We start from the raw sequence: 23,370 nt of genomic DNA, 5'->3' as shown, positions 1-23,370 counted from the left end.
CCCCCTCCCGCAGAGGGCTGCGCCGGACTGGACCGCTACCAGACAACGGAACCCGAATGGCAGAAACCGCCAAGGAAATCATCCAGGTCAACCTGGAAGACGAGATGCGCAAGAGCTACCTCGATTACGCCATGAGCGTGATCGTGGGCCGCGCGCTGCCGGATGCGCGCGACGGCCTCAAGCCGGTGCATCGCCGCGTGCTGTACGCGATGAACGAACTCAACGCGCACAGCAACAAGCCCTACTTCAAGTCGGCGCGTATCGTCGGTGACGTCATCGGTAAGTACCACCCGCATGGCGATCAGTCGGTGTACGACACGCTGGTGCGTCTGGCACAGCCGTTCTCGCTGCGCTACATGCTGGTCGACGGCCAGGGTAACTTCGGTTCGATCGACGGCGACTCCGCTGCAGCGATGCGATACACCGAGGCGCGCATGTCGCGCCTGGCGCATGAGCTGATGGCGGACATCGACAAGGAAACCGTCGATTTCCAGCCCAACTACGATGAAAAGGAACTGGAGCCGACGGTCATGCCGACCCGGTTCCCGAACCTGCTGGTCAATGGTTCGGCCGGTATCGCGGTGGGCATGGCGACCAACATTCCGCCGCACAACCTGAGTGAATCGATCAACGCCTGCATCGCGCTGATCGACAACCCGGACATCGATGTCGACGGCCTGATGGAGTACATCCCGGGCCCGGACTTCCCGACTGCCGGCATCATCAATGGCACCGCCGGCATCGTTGCCGGCTACCGCACCGGCCGTGGCCGCGTGCGCATCCGTGCCAAGGCCGATATCGAAGTGGCCAACAACGGCCGCGAATCGATCATCGTCACTGAAATTCCTTACCAGGTGAACAAGGCGCGTCTGATCGAGAAGATCGCCGAGCTGGTCAAGGAAAAGAAGATCGAAGGCATCAGCGAGCTGCGCGATGAGTCCGACAAGGACGGCATGCGCATCTACATCGAGATCAAGCGCGGTGAATCTGCCGAGGTTGTGCTGAACAACCTGTACCAGCAGACGCAGATGGAATCGGTGTTCGGCATCAACATGGTGGCGCTGGTCGATGGCCGCCCGCAGTTGATGAACCTCAAGCAGATGCTGGAGGCGTTCGTCCGCCACCGTCGCGAAGTGGTCACCCGCCGCACCGTGTTCGAGCTGCGCAAGGCGCGCGCCCGTGCCCACGTGCTGGAAGGCCTGACCGTTGCGCTGGCCAACATCGACGAGATGATCGAACTGATCAAGACCTCGCCGAACCCGAACGAAGCCCGCGAGCGCATGCTGGCGCGCGTGTGGGAGCCGGGCCTGGTCGGTGCGATGCTGGGCGCGGCCGGTGCCGAAGCCTCGCGTCCGGAAGACCTGCCCAAGGGCGTGGGCCTGATCGAGGGCGGCTACCAGCTGACCGAGATCCAGGCCACCCAGATCCTGGAGATGCGCCTGCACCGCCTGACCGGGCTGGAGCAGGACCGCCTGACCGACGAGTACAAGCAGCTGCTGGAAGTGATCGCCGGGCTGATCCACATCCTGGAAGATCCCGACCGCCTGCTGCAGGTGATCCGCGAGGAGCTGGTCAACGTCAAGGCCGAATTCGGCGACGAACGTCGTACCGAAATCCGCCACAGCGAAGAAGACCTGGACATCCTCGACCTGATCGCGCCGGAAGACGTGGTCGTCACCGTGTCGCATGCCGGCTACGTTAAGCGGCAGCCGGTAAGCGTGTACCGCGCACAGCGCCGTGGTGGCCGTGGCCGCAGTGCGGCGGCGACCAAGGAAGAGGATTTCATCGAACAGCTGTGGCTGGTCAACACGCACGATACGCTGCTGACCTTCACCAGCTCGGGCAAGGTGTTCTGGCTGCCGGTCTACCAGCTGCCCGAAGCCGGTTCCAACGCCCGCGGCCGTCCCATCATCAACTGGATCCCGCTGGAGCCGGGCGAACGCGTGCAGGCCGTGCTGCCGGTGCGTGAGTACGCCGACGGCCAGTTCGTGTTCTTCGCCACGAAGAACGGTACGGTCAAGAAGACCCCGCTGAGCGAGTTCGCCTTCCGCCTGGCCCGCGGCAAGATCGCGATCAACCTCGACGAGGGCGATGCGCTGGTCGGCGTTGGCCTGACCGATGGCGAGCGTGACATCCTGCTGTTCGCCTCCAACGGCAAGACCGTGCGCTTCGGTGAAGACAAGGTCCGCTCGATGGGCCGTACCGCCACCGGCGTGCGCGGCATCAAGATGCCGGCCGGCGAGGAAGTGGTCAGCCTGATCGTGGCCGAAAGTGCCGGTGGCATCGAGGACGAGAACGAGGACGACAACGGTGTCGAGGAAGCCGTCGCCAATGGCGATGCGGTGATCGACGGCGCCGATGACGCCAGCGTGCAGTACATCCTCACCGCCACCGAGAACGGCTACGGCAAGCGCACCCCGCTGCCGGACTACCCGCGCAAGGGCCGTGGTACGCAGGGCGTGATCGGCATCCAGACCACCGAGCGCAACGGCAAGCTGGTCGCCGCAGTGCTGATGGGGTCGGGCGACGAAGTCCTGCTGATCTCCGATGGCGGCACCCTGGTGCGTACGCGTGGCTCGGAAATCAGCCGCGTCGGCCGCAACACCCAGGGCGTGACCCTGATCCGCCTGTCCAAGGACGAGAAGCTGCAGGCGGTGGAGCGCATGGATGCCTCGATCGACGAGGACGAGGACGAGGTGGCTGTGGCTGCCCCGGCCACGACCGCGACCGCGACCGATGGCGCCCCGGCGGCTGCCAGCAGCGAGGACGCCGCACAGGAGTGATCCTGCCGCGAGCCTGAGGTACCCGACGACGCCGGCCCTGTGCCGGCGTCGTCGTATCCGGATGCTGCACATACGCGCGCGCTTCACGTCGGCGGTGGGATAACGGCGCATGCTGCCCCCGGAGATCGACGATGTCCGCCACGCCGCCGTCTGCTCCTGCTCCCGTCCGCGCCTTCCGGCATCCCCTGGTCACCGTGCTGTCGCTGCTGCTGATCGTGCTCGGCCTGCTCATCGGCGGGCTCGGCGCGTGGCTGCTCAGCCTGGGCGGCTCGGCGTACTACGCCATTGCCGGGCTCGGCCTGCTGGTCAGTGGCATCCTGTTGTTCGGCAACCGCCGCAGCGGCGCGCTGCTGTACGCGCTGGTGTTCATCGGCACGCTGCTGTGGACCTGGTGGGAATCGGGCAGCGACTACTGGCGCTGGGTACCGCGGCTCGGGCTGGTGACCGCGCTTGGCATCGTGCTGGCGCTGCTGGCGCCCACCCTCCACCAGCCGGTCTCCCGGCGCCTGTCGCGCAGCGTGGCCGGCGTGCTGATGCTGGTGTTCGTCGCTGCCTTCGGATTGGCGTTCGCGCCGCATGGCGAAGTGGACGGGCACCAGCCGTTCCCGGAAGGCGCGGCCAGCGCCGGGCTGGAACCCACGCGCGACACCACGGGCCTGCAGCCCGCTGACCAGCCCGCCGAGGGGGACTGGCCCGCATGGGGCCGCAGCAATGCCGCCACCCGCTATTCGCGGCTGCAGCAGATCACCCCGGCCAACGTGGCCACGCTGCAGCCGGCCTGGCAGTTCCGCACCGGCGATATGCCGAAGAAGCGCTGGGGTGCGGAAACCACCCCGCTGAAGATCGGCGACCGCCTGTACCTGTGCACCGCCCGCAACCGCCTGATCGCACTTGATGCGGCCAGCGGCAAGGAAGTGTGGCGGTTCGATCCGAAGGTGAAGGACGCTTCGATTCCGTACACTGCCGCCTGTCGCGGCGTGAGCTACTACGAGCAGCCGGCCACACCGACCTTCGCCGACGCGGCATTGGCCGATGTCGCTGCTGATCTGGCGTTGCCGGAACCGCCACCCAGTACCACCCGCAGTGCTGCACCGGGCAGTCGTCCGGCATGCTGGGCGCGCATCATCGAAGGCACGCTGGACGGGCGCATCATCGCGGTCGATGCGGACAGCGGCCGTCCGTGCGCGAATTTCGGCAACAACGGCCAGGTCGACATCACCCTGGGCATGGGCGAGGTGCCCCCTGGATACGTGTCGATCACCTCGCCACCGGCCATCGTGCGCGGGGTGATCGTCACCGGCCACCAGGTGCTGGATGGACAGTGCCGCGATGCGCCATCGGGCGTGATCCAGGCCTACGACGCGATCACCGGCAAGCTGCGCTGGGCATGGGACATGGACCAGCCCGAGCGCAGCGGCCTGCCGCCGCATGAGCAGACCTACACGCGCGGCACGCCGAACATGTGGACCACCGCGACCGGTGATGAGGCGCTGGGGCTGGTCTATCTGCCGCTGGGCAATTCCGCGGGCGATTACTGGAGTGGCTCACGCACGGAAAACCAGAACCGCTATGCGACGTCGCTGGTGGCGATCGATGTGGCCACCGGCAAGCCGGCCTGGCATTTCCAGGCCGTGCGCAAGGATGTGTGGGATTACGACCTGGGTTCGCAGGCCAGCCTGATCGACTACCCGACGGCGGCGGGCAAGGTGCCGGCGCTCCTGCTGCCGACCAAGCAGGGTGATCTCTATATCCTCGACCGCCGCAACGGCCAGCTGCTGACCGCCGCCGAAGAGCGCAAGGTGCCGGTCGGTGGTGTCGAACCGGAACAGCGCTCGCCCACGCAGTTGTTCTCGCTGTACCACACGCTGCGCCGCGAGCATGACCTGACCGAGCGCGACATGTGGGGCATCACCCCGATCGATCAGCTGATCTGCCGCATCCAGTTCCGCAAGGCCTACTACGAAGGCTTCTACACGCCGCCGAGCAGTGATCGCCATTCCATCGAATACCCCGGCTACAACGGCGGCTCGGACTGGGGCAGCGTGTCCATCGATACGCGCCGCGGCGTGATCGTGGCCAACTACAACGACATGCCCAACTACAACCGGCTGGTGCCACGTGCCGAGGCCGACCGGCTGGGCTGGCTGCCACGCGAGAAGATCCGGTTCGACAAGGGCGGCGCTGAGGGCGCGGGCGACCCCCAGGTGGGCACACCCTACGCCATCCAGGTGAATGCCGGTTGGCGCCTGCCGTTCACCGGTCTGCTGTGCAAGCAGCCGCCCTATGGTGGCATCCGGGCCATCGATCTGCGCACCGGCAAGCTGCTGTGGGATCGGCCGTTCGGCAGTGCGCGCGGCAATGGGCCGTTCGGCATCCGGTCCGGCCTGCCGATCGAGATCGGCACGCCGAACAATGGCGGTTCGGTGGTGACTGCCAGCGGACTGATCTTCATCGCCGCCGCGACCGATGACCTGCTGCGTGCCATCGACCTGAAGACCGGCAAGGAGCTGTGGCACGCCAAGTTGCCTGCCGGCGGCCAGGCCACGCCGATGGTATACGCGCAGGGCGGGCGCCAGTACGTGGTGATCATGGCTGGCGGCCACCATTTCATGGAAACCCCGAACGGCGATTACGTGATGGCCTTCGCCCTGCCGAAATAGCGGCTGCCGGCCTGAACACGGCATGCGGGGGCTGTGACCGCTGTCGCTGAAGTTGCGCTGGTGAGCGGGCAGCATCCATCATCGGAACAGGACGGGGCCGGTCAAAGCCCCCAGGGAAGGAATCGCATGCTGAACTCTGAACGCCTGCCGGGGCGCGCCACCCGGTTGCTGGCAGGACTGCTTCTGCTTGGCCCGTGCATGGGGGCAAGCGCGCAGGCGTCACCCCAGCCCGCCGTACGCAAGGTGCCCAGTGGTGCCGAACTGATCGCGGGCGATGCGCGCTATCTGAGCCCTGCCCATGCGCCCTGCATGGCGGCCGCGGGCAACGCGCTGGACGCCCGGCGTCGTTGTGCCGACGCTGAGTTCAAGGTGCACGACGATGCGCTCAACGCCGCCTATAGCGCGGCGCGCTCCGCGCTGACGGCCAGTGACCAGCAGGTGCTGCGCGACCTGCAGCGGCAATGGCTGCGCCAGCGCGACAGCCGCTGCCCGGAGGGTGGCACGGCCGTTGCCCAGCTGGATGCACAGCAGTGCCGCACGCACATGACCCTGCTGCGTGCCCGCCAGTTGCAGGGCGGTGGTGCGGCGGCGCTGGTGGCGGAAGCCAAGGCGGCCCCGGCGCCGGCGCAGGCCGCTGTGCACACCGCCGATGCCGCACCCGACGAGCAGGGCAGGATCGTCCTGCGGCCCGGCGAGGGCAGGATCACGCCTGCACTGCAGGTGGTTTTCCAGGTGGCCGATTGCGGCGGCACCGACAACGTGACGACCTGCCGGGTGCGCAGCATGAGCGTGACCCGTGGTGGGCGCAACGTGGCGGTCACGGGCGCGCAGCCGCGCCTGACCCGCGCTGGTGCCGATGCCCAGGGGGCGGCCGCCGTGCTGCTGACCGCTTCGGATTTCAATGGCGATGGCGTGCCGGACCTGCAGGTATGGCAGGACAACAACGGTGTCTACAACGTACCGGTGCATGCGTTCTATCTGTTCGATGCCAAGGGCAACCGCTATGTGCGTGCCAAGGCATTGGAAGCGGCCATCGGTGGGCGCGACATCGACCATATCGACAATGGGCGGTTCGTGCTGCGTGCGAAGGTCAGCCCGTGCGAGCGTGAGGACAAGGTCATCCAGCTGCGCGGAACCGAGCCACGCACGCTGCTGCAGCGCCGCTATGACACCTGCAGGGGCGAGGCCCCTACCGAATCGGACCTGCTGAAGTAGGCCGTCCCCTGACGAACGGATGCGTTCCGGAACTGGAGAGCTGAAGGATGAGCGAAGGCTATGGAAAAGGTGGGGTGGGCTTCGGCCTGACCCGGGACCAGTCGGTCGAGATGATCGTGCGCACCTGCATCGACAACGGCATTACCGACCATCGGCAGATTGCCTATGTGCTGGCCACGGCGCAGCACGAATCGCGTGATTTCGCCGCGCCCGAGGAAGACTGGGGCAGGAAGCAGGCGGTGGATCTGCGCTACTTCGGCGGCGAGGAGTATTTCGGCCGGGGCTTTGCCCACCTTACCCACGTCAACAACTACGAGCGGCTGGGCGAGGCACTGGGGATGGGCCGCGAGCTGGTCGAGCATCCGGAACGGGCTGCCCAGGCGGAAATCGCCACCAAGGTGCTGGTGGTGGGGATGCGCGATGGCATGTTCGGTGCGCGGCTGTCCGACAACGTCAACGCCAACCATGCCGACTACCGGCAGGCGCGGGCCTCGGTCAATGGCGGTGAGCTGATCAACGGCAGTCCCTATCCGGACGCCATCGCCACGCTGGCCACCGGATGGGAATCCCAGGTCGCCGGCCTGGTCCAGCGTGTGCAGCAGCCAGGCTTCCAGATGCCGGTGCCGACTTTCCAGGCGCCCGTCGGGGCGATGGACCTGCACCGGGGTGACGCCAACCAGCAGGTGTTGGAAGCGCAGCAGTACCTGCAGCGGTTGGACATCCGCAACAACGCCAATGCCGCGATCAAGCCCGACGGTGATTTTGGCGCCTCCACCGAGCAGGCCGTGCGCCGCTTCCAGACCGAGCGGGGAATCAGCCCGGCCAATGGCCGCATCGACGATGCGCTGCTGGAACGCATGCGCAGCGACACGCTGGCGGTCGATCCGGACTTCAAGCGCCGGACGGTGACCGACCTGACCGGCCCGCTGGCCGACGGCAACCTTGGGCCCGGTGAGAAGGGCGAGCCGGTGTTCGAAATGCGCCGGCAGCTGGAGGCGTTGGGGTACCTGACCGAACCGAACCCACGTGTCGAGCGCGATGCGCGCACGTTTGATACCGGCATGCAGGCGGCCATGCGCAACTTCCAGCAGGACTATGGCCTGCCGCTGCGCCCCGGCGGCGTCATCGACGCGGATGCGCGCCGGCAGTTGAATGATGCCGCCGTCGCACGCGAGCATGCGCCGACCACCGAGTTCGACCGTGCGGAGAACTGGCCGCCGCAGCGCCCGCCCTATACGCGGGCGGAGTTCCAGCCGGAGCAGGTGCAGGCGCGGCAGCAGGCGGCGGCGAATCCACCGGTCGCTGGTCCGGCCACGCCGGAGCCCGCACCGCAGCCCAATGGCGTGGAATCGCTGTCGCCCAGGGACGCCGCGCTGTTCGAGCGCATCCGCCAGGGGGCACCTGGCACCATCGGCGACGAGCACGTGATGCAGGCGGTGCTGGAATCCAAGCGCAATGGCATCGACGATGCCGGGCGCGTCGACCGGGTGATGATGGCCGGAGATCGCCTGTGGGTTGCCGGGTTGATTCCAGGTGAGCGCGCCAGCGTGGATACGGCGCAGCCCGCGCGCTCGATGGAGCAGACCGTGAATGATCTGGCCGGTGACAACCGGCAGCGCGAGCACCAGCTCGCCCTCGACAGCCGCCAGCATGAGAGCCGCGGGCCTTCAATGGCCTGAGCCTGCGGCAGCGACGTGCCCGTTGTGGGCCTGTCGCTGCCGCCCAGGGGATTACAGCGTCACCACCACCTTGCCGATCTGCTCGTTCGATTCCAGGTAACGGTGTGCGTCCTGGATCTGCGCGAACGGGAACACCCTGGCGATCTTCGGTGCCAGCGTGCCCTTGTCCAGGCCATCGACGATGAACGCCTTGGCACGTGCCAGTGCGGCATCGTCGGAGACGATTTCCGAGTACAGGTAGCCCTTCAGCGTCAGCGACTTGCCCAGCACGTTGAACAACGGGAACGGGGTGGGTTCGTTGCTCAGCGCGCCGTACTCCAGCAGGATGCCGCCACGCGCCATCGCCTCGGTCAGCGGCACGAACTGCGGGCCACCGATCGGATCGAACACCACGCGGGCACCGGCACCGCCGGTGATGCGCGCCACTTCGGCTGACAGGTCCTGCTCCTCGGTGGCGATGACATGGGCGGCACCAGCATCGAGCAGGGCCTGACGCTTGCCCGGGCCACGCGTTACCGCGATCGGCGTGGCGCCCACCGCGTTGGCGATCTGGATCGCGGCCAGGCCGACACTACTGCTGGCAGCGGTGATGATGACGAAATCCCCGGCGGACAGGCGGGCCTGCTCCAGCAGCGCACCCCAGGCGGTGACGTACTGCATCCACACTGCGGCGGCCGTTTCAAATTCCAGTGCCTGCGGGTGCTTGACCACCAGTCGTGCCGGCACGTTGGCCAGCTCGCCATAGGTGCCCCAGCGCGCGATATCCAGCGGCGGCACCACGCTGACCGCATCGCCCACGGTGAATCCACTCGCCGCACTGCCGATGGCTTCGACCACGCCGGCCGCTTCGTAGCCCAGCCGGCTGGGGAACTGCGCCTCCTGCAGATAGGCGCCGTTGCGGAACATCACCTCGGCGCGGTTCAAGCCGATGGCCTTGACCCGGATCTGGACTTCGTCGGTGGCGGGGGCGGGAACGTCGATGTCGTCGATGCGCAGTACATCGGCATTGCCGTATTCGTGGATGCGGACAACCTGGCTCATGGGGGCTCCTGGACAAGGCCGGCGCAGGGGCCGGCGGAAAGGTGAGGGCTACTGTGCGCGTGGCCTGCATCCAGAATAAGGGGTAATCTGGCGTTTCATTAAAAAACAATTGTTTGCAATGGACCTGATCGCTCCCCTGCGTACGTTCGTCAAAGTGGCCGAGGTCGGCTCCTTCGCCGCTGCTGCCGACGCGCTGGACCTGTCGCCGCAGCTGGTCGGCAAACACGTGCAGTCGCTGGAACACCACCTGGGCGTACGCCTGCTCAACCGTACCACGCGCAAGCAGAGCCTGACCGACTTCGGCCAGGCCTACCTGGCGCGGGCGCGGGTGATCCTGGAAGAAGTGGAGGCGGCCGAGCAGCTGGCTGAAGTGGCGCGTGGGCGGCCGATGGGGCGCCTGCGCATCAGCGCACCGGTCACCTTCGGCGTGCATGCACTGGGACCGGCGGTGGTGGCCTACCTGCAGCAGTACCCGGACGTGCAGGTCGATCTGAACCTGTCCAACAGCCTGGTGGATATCGTTGAGGACGGCTTTGATCTGGTGTTCCGCACCGGCGATCTGGCCGACAGCGGGTTGGTGGCGCGACGGTTGGGGCCGTATCCGCTGGCGCTGTGTGCGTCGCCGGGTTATCTCGCTGCACGTCCGGCCATTACCCATCCGACCGATCTGAGCCGACACGAGTGCCTGGGATTCGCACATTCGATCATCCGCACGCGCTGGAGTTTCCGCGACACCGATGGCAGCGTGCTGACCGTGCCGGTGTCCAGCCGCTTCATGGTCAATCAGGCCGAGCCGCTGCTGACCGCCGCCATCGGAGGGCTGGGGCTGATCCTGCAACCGCACGAAATGCTGGCCGGAGCGATGGCGCGTGGTGAACTGGTGGAGGTGCTGCCGGCGTACGTGCCGGTGTCGACCTGGATCAACCTGGTGTATCCACGCGATCGCCAGCTGACACCCAAGCTGCGCAGCTTCCTCGACTTCTGCGTGGCGTGGTTCAACGAACAGACCATGGCACGGCGATAGCGCGACCATCGGTTAGCATGGTTTCCATCAACCGCGAAGGATCGCATCCTCATGTCGCCTCCATGGCCGGAACGTCTCGCGCGTTTCATGCTGCCAGTACTGCCTGCATTGCTGTTCACCACCGGTTTGCTGGCTGCCGAAAGTCCAGCACAGGCACTGGCGGAGTGGGAGGCGCACGGCCGTGCCGACGGCCTGGCCCGACCTGACATGGTCTGCCAAGACTTCCTGCAGGCAATGGGGCGGAAACCAGCGGGACTGGAATACATCGGCTGCAGCCAGGACGATGCGTCCTACATCAAGCCGATGGAAGCCCACTATCGGGTTGCGGGTGCCGGGGCAGCGAAGGTCGAAGCCTTCCTGCACGCAACGTTCGGCCTGCCTGCGTTGCGTTACGTCTGCTGTGGTTGGAGCAGCGGTGAACCCTATTACTGGCGCGAAGGTCCGGACGCAGTGAGGTACCAGATCGGCATGGGCGTGGAATCCCTGCCGCACGCGCGGAGCGAATGGCATCGCATCGAGGCATTCAATGTAACGGTTGAGGTGTTTCGGCAGAGTCCCTAGCGCCGATGCGGCGGACGCAGCCTTGGTCTAGGATGCATCCAGGGATCCCGCAAAGGAACGGCCATGAAGGCGGTTGGACGTTTGTTTCTCTGCAATGCGCTGGCCTGTTCGGTTCTGATGGCTACCCCGGTTTTTCCAGCAGTAGGCGCAACCTCTTCCGAGCGCGCACATCCACGTGCGCAGGACGCCATCGATGACTGGCTGGCGGCCTTCAATGCTGGCAGCCTCGAGGATCTGCAGGCATTCGCCGATACCTACGGGAAGAAGGAGGGCAGCAGCCCAGGGGACTATCTCGAATTCCGCGGGAGTACCGGCCCACTGCGCGTACTGGAAACAATCCAGAGCACGCCCAACCGGGCGAAGCTGCTGGTGATGGGTCAGCTGAACGAACGTGCGATGTGGGTGACGGCCGGCATGGACCCGGACAACCCGTCGCACGTGAAGCAGTTCCAGATCGAGGGCACTGAAACGCCGGGCAAGTACAAGCCGGCACGGGTTGCATTGCCTGTCCTGATGGCCGATGCCACAGCAAAACTGGAGGCGCTGCGGGCGCAGGACGCGCTGTCGGGAGCGCTGCTGGTGGCGCGGAACGGCGAGGTGCTGCTGGACTGGCGCGGTGGCGAGGCGAACCGCGAAGGCGGCATTCCGGTGGATGCGGATACGCGCTTCCGGCTGGCCTCGTCCAACAAGATGTTCACCTCGGTGGGCATCCTGCAGCTGGTACAGACCGGCAAGCTGGGGCTGGACGATACGATCGGCATGCACCTGCCGGACTATCCGAACAAGGCCGTTGCCGGCGCCGTGACCGTTCGCCAGCTGTTGACCCATACCAGCGGCCTGGGCGATTTCTTCGGGGATGATTTCGACCAGTATTCCGCCTCGCTGAAGACGCTGGATGACTACGTGCAGCGCTTCGCCAAGGATCCGCCGCAGTTCACGCCTGGCAGCCAGGACAGCTATTCCAACTATGGCTTCATCGTGCTTGGGCGCATCATCGAGGCCGTTTCCGGGCAGTCGTACTACGCCTATGTGGAGGAGCACATCCTGCGTCCGGCCCGCATGGCCGGCACCGGCTTCGAGCCGGAAACAGTGACGGTGCCACAGCGTGCCGTCGCCTACACGAAGCAGGATGGGCAATGGATGCGCGAAACGAAGTCGCTGCCCTGGCGCGGCATGTCGGCCGGTGGTGGTTACAGCACGGTAGGCGACATGATGAAGTTCGCCGAGGCGCTGCAAAGCGGAAAACTGGTCTCACCTGCATTGCTGCAGCAGGCCACCACAGCGCAGAACCACAAGGGCTGGTACGGCTATGGTTTCGTGGTGCAGGGCGAGGGCAGGGAGCACCAGTACGGCCATGAAGGCGGTGCGCCCGGCTCCAACAGTGCCATCGTGGTGCTGCCCGCGCAGGGCTATGTGATTGTCGGGCTGGCCAATGTCGATCCGGATGCGATCGGCAATGTGGTCAATTACATCGCGCGACGGGTGCCACTTTGATCGTGACGCGTGCCGGTCATTCCGGCACGCGCACCATCTTCGTCATCAGGTGTTCCACCACACCCGCAGGATCGGCGGTGCGGCCGACATGCGTGCTCGACATCTGCACGACCGAGCTGCGCTTGGCGGTGAGGAAATGGAAGCGCGCGCGCGCGGGCAGCTGCGCGATTGGTCCGGCGGTCGCGTCGCCGCGGCAGATGGCCACGATCGCATCCAGCCACGGCTGCAATGCGTCCTGGTCCAGCGCCGGCGCGAACGCGTGCAGGCGTGCCGGATCAATCTCGATGGCCGCTTCCAGATGGCGTGCGCCGGGGCAGGAGACGATCACCCCGACGTTGATGAATTCCTCGCGTTCCACCCGCGGTACCACGCGGATGACCGCGTAGTCATACGTGTGCAGCGTGGGCACGGATGGCCTCCTGCACGAACACCGCACGCACTTTCAGGCGGTGCTTGAGATAGTCGATGTAGCCCTGGCGATAGGCCTGCGGGCTGTCGAATGCCGGCTCGTTGACCAGCCAGCTGTCCGGCACCAGGCCGACGATGCGCTCGATCTCAGCATCGGTCAGGCGGGCGGCCAGCTCGGCATCCACCTCGGCGATGCGGCTGGCGAACGACAGCAGCACGTGGTCGCGGATCAGCACGAAGGGCTTCTCGCAGGCATCGCCGGCGTTGGCCCAGTCGTGATGGAAGTACATCGCCGCGCCGTGATCGATCAGGTACAGCTTTCGATGCCACACCATCAGGTTGGGATTGCGCGTGGTGCGATCGACGTTGCTGGTGAACGCATCGAACCAGACGATGCGCGAGGCCAGGTCGGCATCCACCGGCATCGCTGCCGGGTCGTAGTTGATCGCGCCGGGCAGGTAGTCCAGGCCCAGGTTCAGGCCCTCGCTGGCGCGGATCAGCTCCTGGATCTCCGGGTCGGGCTCGGTGCGGGCGAACTCGCGGTCCAGCTCGACGAACAGGATTTCCGGAATCGGCAGGCCCAGCGTGCGCGCCATCTCGCCGGCGATCAGCTCGGCGATCAGCGCCTTCGGGCCCTGGCCGGCGCCACGGAACTTCAGCACGGCCATGCCGTCGTCGTCGGTCTCGACCACGGCCGGCAGGGAGCCACCTTCCCGCAAGGGGGTGATGTAGCGGAGGGCATGTACGGTGCGCATGGACGCATTCTAGCGTGGCATCCGGGGCAGGCGTGCCGCACTAGGGTGGGGCGGCAGCTTAATGAACGGGTACCGCGCGAACCACCTTTTACAGGTCGCCTGCAATCTTCACTTGTTCCTTCCGCGCAGAGTGGCAGCATTCGTTTCAACGGAGCAGTACACCCGCGTGTGACCTTCAACGGGAGGCCCTCATGCCGCTACAGTGCAGCTGTCACGCTTCACCGTGTATGCAACGCAACGCGTGGTGTTGACCTTGACCTGACACGGTCACGCCATCGGCGCAGATGGCGATCCCCGCAGTCCCAGATAGCTTTCACGCATCGCGCCCCGGCGTTGCCCGGTTGGTCCTGCGATCCAGGTACTTGCGCCCCAAGAGAGATCCCTGCGTTGCCGTCGACGCTGGCAACGTGGGCCGCCGAATCCACGCTATCCCCACAGGCTTTGGAGGTGCTCCGATGAACGACGAATTCAATCCCATGCTGCCCCCACTGGATGATGCGAAGGCCGAGGAAATGATCGGCAAGGTCGTGCTGGTGGGTGTCACCCGCTATGGTGGCGACGGCCAGGTGCAGGGTCTGGAGCAGTACGCGGGCACCGTGCTGCGCATCAGTGCCGACGAAGGCGTGGTGCTGGCCGACGAAGACGATGGTCACGAGCGCTACCTGCCGCCCATGCTCGACCAGTACCAGCGGGCCGAGCCAGGCGAATACCGCATGCGCAACAGCGGCATGATCGTGGTCGACCCCGATTACCTGACGGCCTGGGACCTGCACGCCCAGCAGTGATGACAGACCACGCCTGGCAGATGCCGGCCCATCGCCGGCCTCTCCGGGCGTGTCCCACTTTGCCCCATCCGGCCACTAGCCCTTCCGGCCCATTCACCCCAACCCCTGCGGTGCTAGATTCGGGTCCATGCCCGATTCCGGGTACCCATTCACACCCAGGGGATAAGGATGCTGATCCGTCGAACCTCTCTGGCGGCGGCTGTTGCCGTTGCCACCGTCGGCCTGCTGGCCGCTGGCCCGGCCTTCGCTGATTACGCGAAGCCGCCGGAACACCTGCTCAAGGTGCTGAAGGCACCGCCGCCGCCGGCACCGAACGTGGCCCCGGGTGGGCAGCGCCTGCTGCTGACCACCGCGCAGACCTACCCGTCGATCAGCCGCGTGGCCCAGCCTTACCTGAAGCTGGCCGGCGTGCGCCTGGAGCCGAAGAACCGCAGCCGCCATGACACGCCCGGCGGCTACGGCATTCCGGCCTGCGTGGCCGATTTCACTCTGGTTGATATCGGCAGTGGCAAGGAAACCAAGGTGAACCTGCCGCAGGGCTGCGCCACCGGCGCGCTGTGGTCGGCCGATGGCAGCCACTTTGCCTTCCAGAACGCGGTCGATACCAGCGTGCAGCTGTGGGTGGGCGATGCCGCCACCGGCCAGGTGAAGCAGGTGCCGAACGTGCAGCTGAACCCGATCTTCGGCAACACCGTGCAGTGGCTGGGTGGCAGCCAGAACCTGCTGGTGAAGCTGGTGCCGGCCAACCAGGGCCCGGCGCCGTCCAATGGTGGTGTGCCGACCGGTCCGGATGCGCAGGAGTCGCTGGGCAGCAGCGGAGAAAGCAGCACCTACGAGGCCCGCGACACGCTGACCAGCGTGCATGACGAAAAGCTGTTCGCTTACTACGGTGCCTCGCAGTTGGCCGTGGTCGACACCGCCGCGGGCAGCGTGCGCCCGGTCGGGCAGCCGGCGCTGTTCAACGAGGTCAGCGCCGCGCCCGATGGCGTGCATGTGCTGACCGAATCGATCAAGGCACCGTACTCGCATGCCGTGACTTACCAGCGCTTCGCCAATGATGTGGCAGTGCTGGATATCAGCAACGGGCGCAGCACGCCGATCGCCAGCCTGCCGCTGGCCGACCGCGTGCCGGTGCACGGCGTGCCGGAGGGCCCGCGCGGTTTCGACTGGCGTGCCACCGATCCGGCGACCCTGGTCTACGCCGAAGCGCTGGACAAGGGCGACTGGAAGGTCAATGTGCCGCATCGCGATCGCGTGCTGATGCTGAAGGCCCCGTTCAACGGCAAGCCGACCGAAATCACCCGCACCGCGCAGCGCTTTGAAGGCTTCGCGTGGACCGCCGATCCGGCCGTGGCCTTCCAGTACGAGAACGACGAGAACCGTCACTGGATGCAGACCCGCATCGTCGATGTGGACCAGCCGAAGAAGGAAGGCCGCCTGCTGTGGGACATGTCCAGCGATGAGCTGTACGGCAACCCCGGCAACCTGGTCTTCACCCGCCTGCCGAATGGCGCGCAGGTCGTGCGCCAGGACGGCAACCACGTGTTCCTCAGCGGCCGTGGCGCCTCGCCGCAGGGCGATCGTCCGTTCCTGGACCGCCTGGACCTGGGCACGCTGAAGAGCGAGCGCCTGTTCCGCAGCAGCGCCGATGCCTACGAACAGTTCCTCGGTTTCAGCAACACGCCGGGCCGCTACCTGACCTGGCACCAGTCGGTGATCGATCCGCCGAACGCCTTCATCCGCCAGCAGGGTGAGGCAGTGGCCGATGCGAAGGCCGGCGAGCCGCAGTTCGCGTCGACCACGACCGCGCTGACCAAGCTGGTCGACCCGACCCCGGAAGTGCGCCAGATCAAGAAGCAGCTGGTGACCTACAAGCGTGCCGACGGCGTGGACCTGTCGTTCACCCTGTACACGCCGCCGGGCTACAAGGAAGGCCAGCGCGTGCCGGCGATCCTGTACGCCTACCCGGCCGACTTCGCCAACGCCGCGCAGGCGGGGCAGGTGTCCGGTTCGCAGCAGACCTTCACTCGCCTGCAGCCGTACCGCCTGATGCTGCTGGCCGGCTACGCGATCATCGACAACGCCTCGTTCCCGATCGTGGGTGACCCGAAGAACGCCTACGACACCTACCTGGAGCAGCTGGAAGCCGACGCCAAGGCGGCAGTGGACAAGGCCGTGGACATGGGCGTGGTTGACCGCAACCGCATCGGCGTGACCGGCCACAGCCATGGCGGCCTGATGACCGCCAACCTGATCGCGCACACGAAGCTGTTCAAGGCCGGTGTGGCGACCAGTGGTTCGTACAACAAGACCTTTACGCCGTTCGGCTTCCAGAACGAGCGTCGCTCGGTGTGGCAGGCGCAGGACGTGTACCTGAAGGCCTCGCCGTTCTTCTATGCCGACAAGATCAAGCTGCCGCTGCTGCTGGTCCACGGGGAGGACGACGCCAACCCGGGCACCGAACCGTTCCAGTCGCGCAAGCTGTACCAGGCGATCCGCGGCAACGGTGGTACCACGCGTCTGGTGATGCTGCCGAACGAGCCGCACTGGTACACCGCGCTGGAATCGAACGAGCAGCTGGTGTCGGAGATGCTGAACTGGTTCGACACCTACGTGAAGAACGCCAAGTAAGGCAACGGGAAGGCCGCCGCAGGGCGGCCTTCCTGCCTCCGGTAGAGCCGAGCCCATGCTTGGCTGCCTGTTCGCATATAAACAGAGGCAAGCGCTCTGCAATCAACTGTGGAGACTCGGTAACGACGTGTTACCGGCACATTCCCGCGTCATGCAAATGGGCTAGGCTGAGGCCGTGTGCTCGTTCCAGGTCGGTGCAATGAAAGCCATCCTCCTTGCTGCAATGCTGTCGTTGGCCCTGGTCTCCACTGCATATTCCCAGCCGTTGCCCACCGAACTGGCACAGTTGGGCATCGTCGCCGGCATGCCCTATGCCAAGGCCAAGCGCCTGCTGGATGCGGCAGGGTGGCAGGCGAGTCCCGCACAGGGCGCCCCCGAGTCACTTGAGGGCTTTCCGGAAGTCGGATGCCAGAAGGGCGGAAAGCAGTGCGCAACGACCTTCGAGAAGGGCGGGCAGCAGATCGCGGTGCGGCTGGGCACTACCCTGGCAGGGCAGCCGTTCGTGCAGGGCGCTGACTGAGCATCCGCCCTCACGCCAGCGGTAGGCGGTCCTGCGCGTGCGACAGGCGATCGTGCAGTTCGCGCACATGCTCCGCCTTGGCATGCACCCGGGAAGTGTCGCCGAAGCTGCGCAGATAGGCACAGGCCGCGAAGCCGGCACTCTTCTTTTCGTACTCGGCAATCCAGGCCAGTCGATCCGGATTGTTGGCCTGTTCGGCTGACCACGCGGCCACCGGCGGCCGGATGCGGTACTTCAGGCCAACGCGCCACGGCTTCGGTGTCAGTCGCGCACGGAAGCAATGCTGCAGCCGGCACATGCGCGCGTACAGGGTGTCGGTGCCCAGTGCCTTGAAGAATGCCTGCAGCTGCTCGTCCTCAGGTGAGAACGTGGCATGCATCGCCAGCACGCGCAGCCCCGCTGGTGTGCGGTAGGCCCGCAGGTGCCAATCGGGATGCTGTTCGCTGAAGGCGTCCACGCGCTTCAGCGCAAGCCCTTCAGCACCACCGGCAGCGGCCAGGCGCTGCTTCCGCCGCATCAGCAGTGCCGCGTTGACCAGCAGCACTGCCGCCACGCCCAGTACCAGGCCCACCAGCCAATGCCAGAGCACTGTGCCGATGATGGCGCCGGCAAGCAGCACGGCCGCAGCGACGATGGCCGGTATCACGCATCCGGCCGGCGGCTGCGCATGGTCGATGTCGGCAAACAGCACGTCGGGGCTGTTGAGGCACAGCGCGCCATAGCTGTTGCGGGTGATGATGACATCGCCGTCGCGCTGCACGATCTGCTCGCGGATCGGTACGCCCTCCACACCGTAGTTGCTGCGCACTTCGCGACGCGGCAGCACCTGCCCGGCGATGATGGCGTTGAGGGCTTCATGGGCACGTGCGTCGGCGTGGGCCTGGGCTTGGGCAGGTCCCTCGTCGGACCAGCCGAAGCGGCGCACGACCACCGGCCGGCCACGGAAACGGGCCTGCAGGCGGGCTTCGGCCCAGTACGCGGGAACGATCATCATCGTGCGGTGCTCCATCATCCATGGCAGGTGCCTGAGTGAGTCTGGCACAGCCTCGAAGGGCCTGCATGTACCCGCTGCGGTGGCCGGGGCGGAGTGGTAGATTGCGCGCTTCGCATGCACTCCACCAAGGACGGAGCGATGTCCAGTTTCCTGCGTTGCCTGCTTGCCCTGGCCTGTGCCGGGGCGGTCGGCGTGGCGTCGGCGGGTACCCCGCCGGGGCCGCAGATCCTCACCACCGATGCCAGCCGCTTCTACGCGCTCTACGACAGTACCGGCGGCAAGCCCAGCGTCGCCCAGTTGGCCGGTTACCTGGCCGAAGGCAGTACGGGCCTGGGTGAATTGGCGAAGGCGCGACGGGTCACGCCCGAGCGTATTGCCGAGGCCATTGCCAGCCAGCCCGAAGTGTATGCGCAGGGCCGCGCTTGCCTTGCGGAGCTGCCGGCGGTGAAGCAGCGCCTGGTGCAGGTGTTCGCCAATCTGCAGGCGATCTACCCGCAGGCCACGTTTCCGCCGGTGACCATCGCGGTCGGCCGTGGCCGGCCGGTCGGGCTGACCTCGAAGAGCGGCGTGATCATCGGCCTGGAAGCGCTGTGCGCAGCCGATTTCATGAATCCCAATGTGCAGGACCGCTTCGTGCACGTGATCGCGCACGAGTACGTGCACATCCAGCAGACCGGCCTGACCGATTTCGAGCCGGGCGACCCGCATGCGACGGTGCTGCGTGTTTCGCTGGGCGAAGGCATTGCCGAGTTCATCGCCGAACTGATTTCCGGCAACGTCGGCAACGGCCGGCACGCCGCCTGGACCCGTGGCCGGGAGGTGCATATCGAAAGCGCCTTCGCGTTGGATGTGGACAGCACCGATCTGTCGCCGTGGCTGTACAACTACAAGCCGGGCTCGCAGGAGCCTTACGACCTGGGCTACTGGGTGGGCTACCGCATCGCCAAGGCCTATTACCTGCAGGCCAGGGACAAGCGCGATGCGGTACGTGCGCTGATCCAGCAGGACAATCCGAAGGCGATCCTCGCCGCCAGCGGCTGGACGCCAGGCATGTGGATGCCGGCAAAGGTGACCGGTGTGGCGGCACGGTCGGCGGCACGCTAGGCGCGGGGCCGCGCGCTAGACTGGCCCCGACATTCCAGGGAGAGACCCCATGCGTTCCTTGTCCGGCGGTGTGGCCGCGGTTGCCCTCGGTATCGCGCTGAGCGCCCATGGGGTGGCCGCCGATGGGCCCGCCATCAACCCGTTGCTGGTGGAACCTGTCGAGCGCCTGCGCCCGGACGAGGTGCGCTTCATGCAGCAGCGCCTGGCCGATTGGCCGGAACTGCAGCGATACCGCGACGCCAACGCACGTCTGCCTGCCGCCGTACCGGGGCAACCGCGCGTGGTGCTCTTCGGTGACTCGATCACCGAAGGTTGGGGCAGGGAGGGCAGTGCGGCGTTCTTTCCCGGCAAGGGTTGGCTCAACCGCGGTATCAGTGGCCAGACCACGGCGCAGATGCTGGTGCGCTTCCCACAGGACGTGCTGGCACTGAAGCCGCAGGTGGTGGTGATCCTGGCCAGCACCAACGACATCGCCGGCAACACCGGCCCGTCCACGCAGGCGATGATCGAAGACAACCTGCACGCGATGGTGGACCTGGCCCGCGCACACGGCATTCGTGTGGTGCTGGCATCGGTGCTGCCGGTCAGCGATTACCCGTGGCTGCCGGGCACGGCACCTGCGCCCAAGGTGCGTGCATTGAACGCGGCATTGAAGCGCTATGCCGATGCGCAGCAGCTGGTCTATCTGGACTACTACACGCCGATGGCCAATGCGGCCGGCGGGCTCGACCCGCAGTTGGCCGACGACGGCGTGCATCCCACGGCGAAGGGCTATGCGGTGATGGCACCGCTGGCCGAGGCGGCGGTCAAGCGCGCGCTGCGGCAGAAGTAGCTCGGGCGGGCAGGTTCGCCAACAGCCACTCACAGAAACTGATCACCAGCGGATCTGCCGCGCTGTCCTCATGCACCAGCCAGCTCCAGCGCGGGCCGCGCACGCGTGCATCATCCAGCGGTTGCAGCAGGCCTTGTTCGCAGGCGCGTGCCGCCAGCAGCTCGCTGACCAGCGCGATACCGAGCCCTTGGCACGCGGCATCCAGCAGCTGCCCGGGCTCGGAGAAGTTCATGCCCTCGCGGCGCTGGCCGACATCGGCGCCGCCCTGCACCTGCCACTGGCTCCAGTCCATTTCGCGCTCGCCATGCAGGGTCAGGCGTTCGTGCACGGGCGTGGCCAGCAGCTTGGGATGGCAGGCCGGAAAGAGGCGGTCGTGCAGCAGCACGCGGTGCTGGCACTGCGCCTGTGAGTCGAGGTCGTCACGTACCGCCACGTCCAGCGTCTGCGTGGTCATGTCCGGCGCTTCCTCGCTGGTCAGCAGCCACAGATCGGCGTCGGGATGCAGCCGATGGAAGCTGGCCAGGCGTGGCACCAGCCAGTGTCGGGCGAAGGCCGGGCTGGTGTTGACGATCAGTTGATTCGGCTTGCGGTACTGATCGAGCCGGCGGATGCCGCTGGACAGCTGCCGCAGCAGTGACTGGGTGGTTTCCAGCAGGTCGATGCCGGCGTCGGTGAGGGTGACGCTGCGGCCTTGCCGGAAGAACAGTGGTTGTTGCAGCGACGCCTCCAGCCCGCGGATCTGCTGGCTGATGGCCGACTGGGTCAGGTGCAGTTCCTCGGCCGCCCGGTGGAAGCTGCCCAGGCGGGCGGCGGCCTCGAAACCACGCAGCGCGTTCAGCGGGGGCCAGTGCTTGAGCATTCTGATAAGGAAAACTGTTCAGTTGATGGCTGAATCTATCGTTTGTTCTTATGGATGGGCAAGCGCAGCATAGCGCCCATCCCACACCGGCCATGGAGCCTGTCATGACCAACCGTCGTCACTTCCTCACCCAACTGGCGGGCGTCGCCGGCCTTGGTGGCCTGGCCGCGCTCGGCCTGGCCGGGCTGCCGGGTCGCGTATCCGCAGCAGGGCCAGGTGCGGGGACTTGGCGCATGCCGGACGAGCACGGCCCGCAGGAGCGCGTGTTTCTGGCCTTCGCCGCGCAGCCGCGGGTGTGGGGCGCGCAGGCCGATGCGGTGAACGCCGCCGTGGCGCGGCTGGCCCGTACCATCGCCCGCCACCAGCCGGTCAGCGTGCTGTGCCGCCCGGCGCAGTTGAAGCAGGCGCAGGACCGCTGCGGCCGCGACAACATCGAGTTCCTCGAGGTGCCGCTGGATGACATCTGGGTGCGCGACTACGGCGGGTGCTTCGTCACCGATGGCCAGGGCGGGCTGGGCCTGGTCGACTTCAACTTCAATGGCTGGGGCGGCAAGCAGAGCGCGCGCAACGATGGCGCGGTGGCACCGTGGCTGGCGCAGGTGACCGGTGCCACGCTGCTGGAAAGCGATCTGGTCGGCGAGGGCGGCGGTATCGAAGTCGACGGCCATGGCACGGCCATCCTTACCGAAAGCTGCTGGGTCAACCGCAATCGCAATCCGGACTGGTCGCGTGCCGATATCGAGGCCGAGCTGAAACACCACCTCGGCCTGCGCAAGGTGATCTGGCTGCCCGGTATCGCCGGCAGGGACATCACCGATGCGCACGTGGACTTCTATGCCCGTTTCGTGCGGCCGGGCGTGGTGATCGCCAACCTGGACAACGATCCGGAGTCCTACGATTACGATCTGACCCGCGAACACCTGCAGATCCTGCGCGGGGCCACCGATGCCGATGGCCGTCGCCTGCAGGTGCACACCCTGCCGCCACCCCTGGACGGGCGCGACAACGTGCATACCCGCGACAACGACGATCTGGCCATGGGCTACATCAACTACCTGCCGATCAACGGCGCCGTGGTCGCGCCGCAGTTCGGTGACGATGCAGCCGACGGCTTCTGCCGTGAACTGCTGGAAGACATGTATCCGGGCCGCGTGATCGAACAGGTGGATATCGATGCGATTGCCGGCGGCGGTGGCGGCATCCATTGCGTGACCAAGAACATACCGAAGGTCTAGTCCGTCACGGTACAGTGGCGCGGAAGCCGGCCACGCAGGGTGGCCGCCAGGGACGATGGAGTGGGTGATGCGGAAGGGAATCCAGGGCTGGCTGCGCCGCGGCGGCGCAACGATGGCAGTGCTGCTGGCCGCCGTGCCGGCGTTCAGTGCGGACACGGCGGCGCCTTCGCCGCTGACGCGTGAACCGGTGGGCGGCGTTTCGTTGGCCGAATGGACCGCCCGGTGGTGGCGGTGGGCCGATGGCCAGGGCGGCGCGCCCTATCTCGACCCGGATGGCCGCGTATGCGATGTGGGCCAGGAAGGCCCGGTCTGGAACCTGGCCGGCACCAACGGCCGTTTCCGGCCACATCGCGAATGCGTGGTGCCGGCTGGCAAATACCTGTTGCTGCCGATCATCAACATGGCGCACTTCCAAGTGGATGAGCGTGTGACCTGCAAGGAGCTGCAGGCCGGGGCAGCGGTCAACAACGATTACCTGATCAGTGCGGTGGTGCTGCTGGACGGCCAGCCACTGGGCGACATGCGCAGGCATCGGGTCCGCAGCGAAGGCTGCTTCCGCATGGATGCCGATGACGAACACTCTCGGCTGGCTGCCGCCGATGGGTATTGGGTGATGCTCAAGCCGTTGCCGCCGGGACGGCATACCCTCAGCGTGGGCGCCAACTACGGCGTACCGGATGGTGGCGCGTACAGCCGCATGCGGCAGTCATTCGAGTACGTGCTGCACGTGGGAGGGCGTACCCAGGTCGTATCGCGCGGACAGCCCACGATGCCGGTGGCGGCTCCCTGA

Annotated in this window: 19 protein-coding genes; 14 read left to right on the top strand and 5 right to left on the bottom strand. The window is 66.5% G+C overall.

All coding sequences use genetic code 11. From position 1 onward, the window contains the following. Positions 1-56: 56 nt before the first annotated feature. From gyrA to DFO63_RS04110, 4 genes are all read left to right on the top strand, one after another. Positions 57-2,783 carry a DNA gyrase subunit A gene (gene gyrA / locus DFO63_RS04125; RefSeq protein WP_119006490.1) on the top strand — a complete coding sequence of 909 codons (2,727 nt, stop codon included), beginning with the start codon at positions 57-59 and terminating at the stop codon, positions 2,781-2,783. 131 nt (positions 2,784-2,914) lie between these two features. Continuing rightward, a complete protein-coding gene (locus DFO63_RS04120) occupies positions 2,915-5,443 on the top strand; it encodes a membrane-bound PQQ-dependent dehydrogenase, glucose/quinate/shikimate family (protein WP_119006489.1) in 2,529 nt (842 codons plus the stop codon). A gap of 126 nt (positions 5,444-5,569) precedes the next feature. Continuing rightward, positions 5,570-6,658: a lysozyme inhibitor LprI family protein gene (locus DFO63_RS04115; protein WP_119006488.1), complete on the top strand. Its 1,089-nt coding sequence runs from the start codon at positions 5,570-5,572 to the stop codon at positions 6,656-6,658. Positions 6,659-6,705: 47 nt separating this feature from the next. Then, on the top strand, positions 6,706-8,337 hold the full coding sequence (locus DFO63_RS04110; RefSeq protein ID WP_119006487.1) for a peptidoglycan-binding protein: 1,632 nt from the start codon (positions 6,706-6,708) through the stop codon (positions 8,335-8,337). Between the two features lie 51 nt (positions 8,338-8,388). Here DFO63_RS04110 and DFO63_RS04105 read toward each other — a convergent pair whose 3' ends face one another. Next, complete coding sequence (locus DFO63_RS04105) at positions 8,389-9,378, bottom strand: zinc-dependent alcohol dehydrogenase family protein (RefSeq protein WP_119006486.1); 990 nt, start codon at positions 9,376-9,378, stop codon at positions 8,389-8,391. 118 nt (positions 9,379-9,496) lie between these two features. Here DFO63_RS04105 and DFO63_RS04100 point away from each other — a divergent pair, with 118 nt between their 5' ends. From DFO63_RS04100 to DFO63_RS04090, 3 genes are all read left to right on the top strand, one after another. Further along, entirely contained in the window at positions 9,497-10,402 is a 906-nt protein-coding gene (locus DFO63_RS04100; RefSeq protein ID WP_049443215.1) for a LysR substrate-binding domain-containing protein, read from the top strand. 51 nt (positions 10,403-10,453) lie between these two features. After that, a complete protein-coding gene (locus DFO63_RS04095; RefSeq protein WP_049443216.1) occupies positions 10,454-10,963 on the top strand; it encodes a DUF4952 domain-containing protein in 510 nt (169 codons plus the stop codon). Positions 10,964-11,026: 63 nt separating this feature from the next. Beyond that, positions 11,027-12,457 carry a serine hydrolase domain-containing protein gene (locus DFO63_RS04090; protein WP_119006485.1) on the top strand — a complete coding sequence of 477 codons (1,431 nt, stop codon included), beginning with the start codon at positions 11,027-11,029 and terminating at the stop codon, positions 12,455-12,457. Positions 12,458-12,473: 16 nt separating this feature from the next. On the opposite strand, the gene DFO63_RS04085 is transcribed toward DFO63_RS04090, so the two are convergent. Beyond that, positions 12,474-12,866 (bottom strand): DUF3037 domain-containing protein, encoded by a 393-nt coding sequence (locus DFO63_RS04085; RefSeq protein WP_049443217.1) that lies wholly within the window; start codon positions 12,864-12,866, stop codon positions 12,474-12,476. Next, positions 12,844-13,620 carry a HipA family kinase gene (locus DFO63_RS04080; protein WP_021202746.1) on the bottom strand — a complete coding sequence of 259 codons (777 nt, stop codon included), beginning with the start codon at positions 13,618-13,620 and terminating at the stop codon, positions 12,844-12,846. Before DFO63_RS04080 ends, DFO63_RS04085 begins: the two co-directional genes overlap by 23 nt. A gap of 455 nt (positions 13,621-14,075) precedes the next feature. Between DFO63_RS04080 and DFO63_RS04075 the strand changes: the two genes are divergently transcribed. The 3 genes from DFO63_RS04075 to DFO63_RS04065 all read left to right on the top strand — a co-directional run bounded on the left by DFO63_RS04075 (position 14,076) and on the right by DFO63_RS04065 (position 17,556). Then, positions 14,076-14,405 carry a hypothetical protein gene (locus tag DFO63_RS04075; protein WP_049443219.1) on the top strand — a complete coding sequence of 110 codons (330 nt, stop codon included), beginning with the start codon at positions 14,076-14,078 and terminating at the stop codon, positions 14,403-14,405. 168 nt (positions 14,406-14,573) lie between these two features. Continuing rightward, positions 14,574-17,036 carry a prolyl oligopeptidase family serine peptidase gene (locus DFO63_RS04070; RefSeq protein ID WP_119006484.1) on the top strand — a complete coding sequence of 821 codons (2,463 nt, stop codon included), beginning with the start codon at positions 14,574-14,576 and terminating at the stop codon, positions 17,034-17,036. Between the two features lie 199 nt (positions 17,037-17,235). Further along, positions 17,236-17,556, top strand: a complete 321-nt coding sequence (locus DFO63_RS04065) for a hypothetical protein (protein ID WP_049443221.1) — start codon at positions 17,236-17,238, stop codon at positions 17,554-17,556. Between the two features lie 10 nt (positions 17,557-17,566). Here the strand turns inward: DFO63_RS04065 and DFO63_RS04060 are convergent, their stop codons facing one another. Then, entirely contained in the window at positions 17,567-18,550 is a 984-nt protein-coding gene (locus DFO63_RS04060) for a hypothetical protein (protein ID WP_049443317.1), read from the bottom strand. 138 nt (positions 18,551-18,688) lie between these two features. On the opposite strand from DFO63_RS04060, the gene DFO63_RS04055 reads away from it, so the two are divergent. Next, positions 18,689-19,654 carry a DUF2268 domain-containing putative Zn-dependent protease gene (locus DFO63_RS04055; RefSeq protein ID WP_014037711.1) on the top strand — a complete coding sequence of 322 codons (966 nt, stop codon included), beginning with the start codon at positions 18,689-18,691 and terminating at the stop codon, positions 19,652-19,654. 49 nt (positions 19,655-19,703) lie between these two features. Then, positions 19,704-20,486: an SGNH/GDSL hydrolase family protein gene (locus DFO63_RS04050; RefSeq protein WP_119006483.1), complete on the top strand. Its 783-nt coding sequence runs from the start codon at positions 19,704-19,706 to the stop codon at positions 20,484-20,486. Here the strand turns inward: DFO63_RS04050 and DFO63_RS04045 are convergent. Then, on the bottom strand, positions 20,461-21,345 hold the full coding sequence (locus DFO63_RS04045) for a LysR substrate-binding domain-containing protein (protein WP_049443223.1): 885 nt from the start codon (positions 21,343-21,345) through the stop codon (positions 20,461-20,463). The genes DFO63_RS04050 and DFO63_RS04045 overlap by 26 nt on opposite strands. A gap of 104 nt (positions 21,346-21,449) precedes the next feature. Here DFO63_RS04045 and DFO63_RS04040 point away from each other — a divergent pair, with 104 nt between their 5' ends. After that, complete coding sequence (locus tag DFO63_RS04040; protein WP_119006482.1) at positions 21,450-22,580, top strand: agmatine deiminase family protein; 1,131 nt, start codon at positions 21,450-21,452, stop codon at positions 22,578-22,580. A 67-nt stretch (positions 22,581-22,647) separates the two neighbouring features. Then, positions 22,648-23,370: a hypothetical protein gene (locus DFO63_RS04035; RefSeq protein ID WP_259337400.1), complete on the top strand. Its 723-nt coding sequence runs from the start codon at positions 22,648-22,650 to the stop codon at positions 23,368-23,370.

The organism is Stenotrophomonas sp. AG209, assembly GCF_003550055.1.
Taxonomy (GTDB): Bacteria; Pseudomonadota; Gammaproteobacteria; order Xanthomonadales; family Xanthomonadaceae; genus Stenotrophomonas.
The sequence above is the reverse complement of the archived record's forward strand: the minus strand, read 5'-3'. Positions and strand labels throughout refer to the sequence as shown.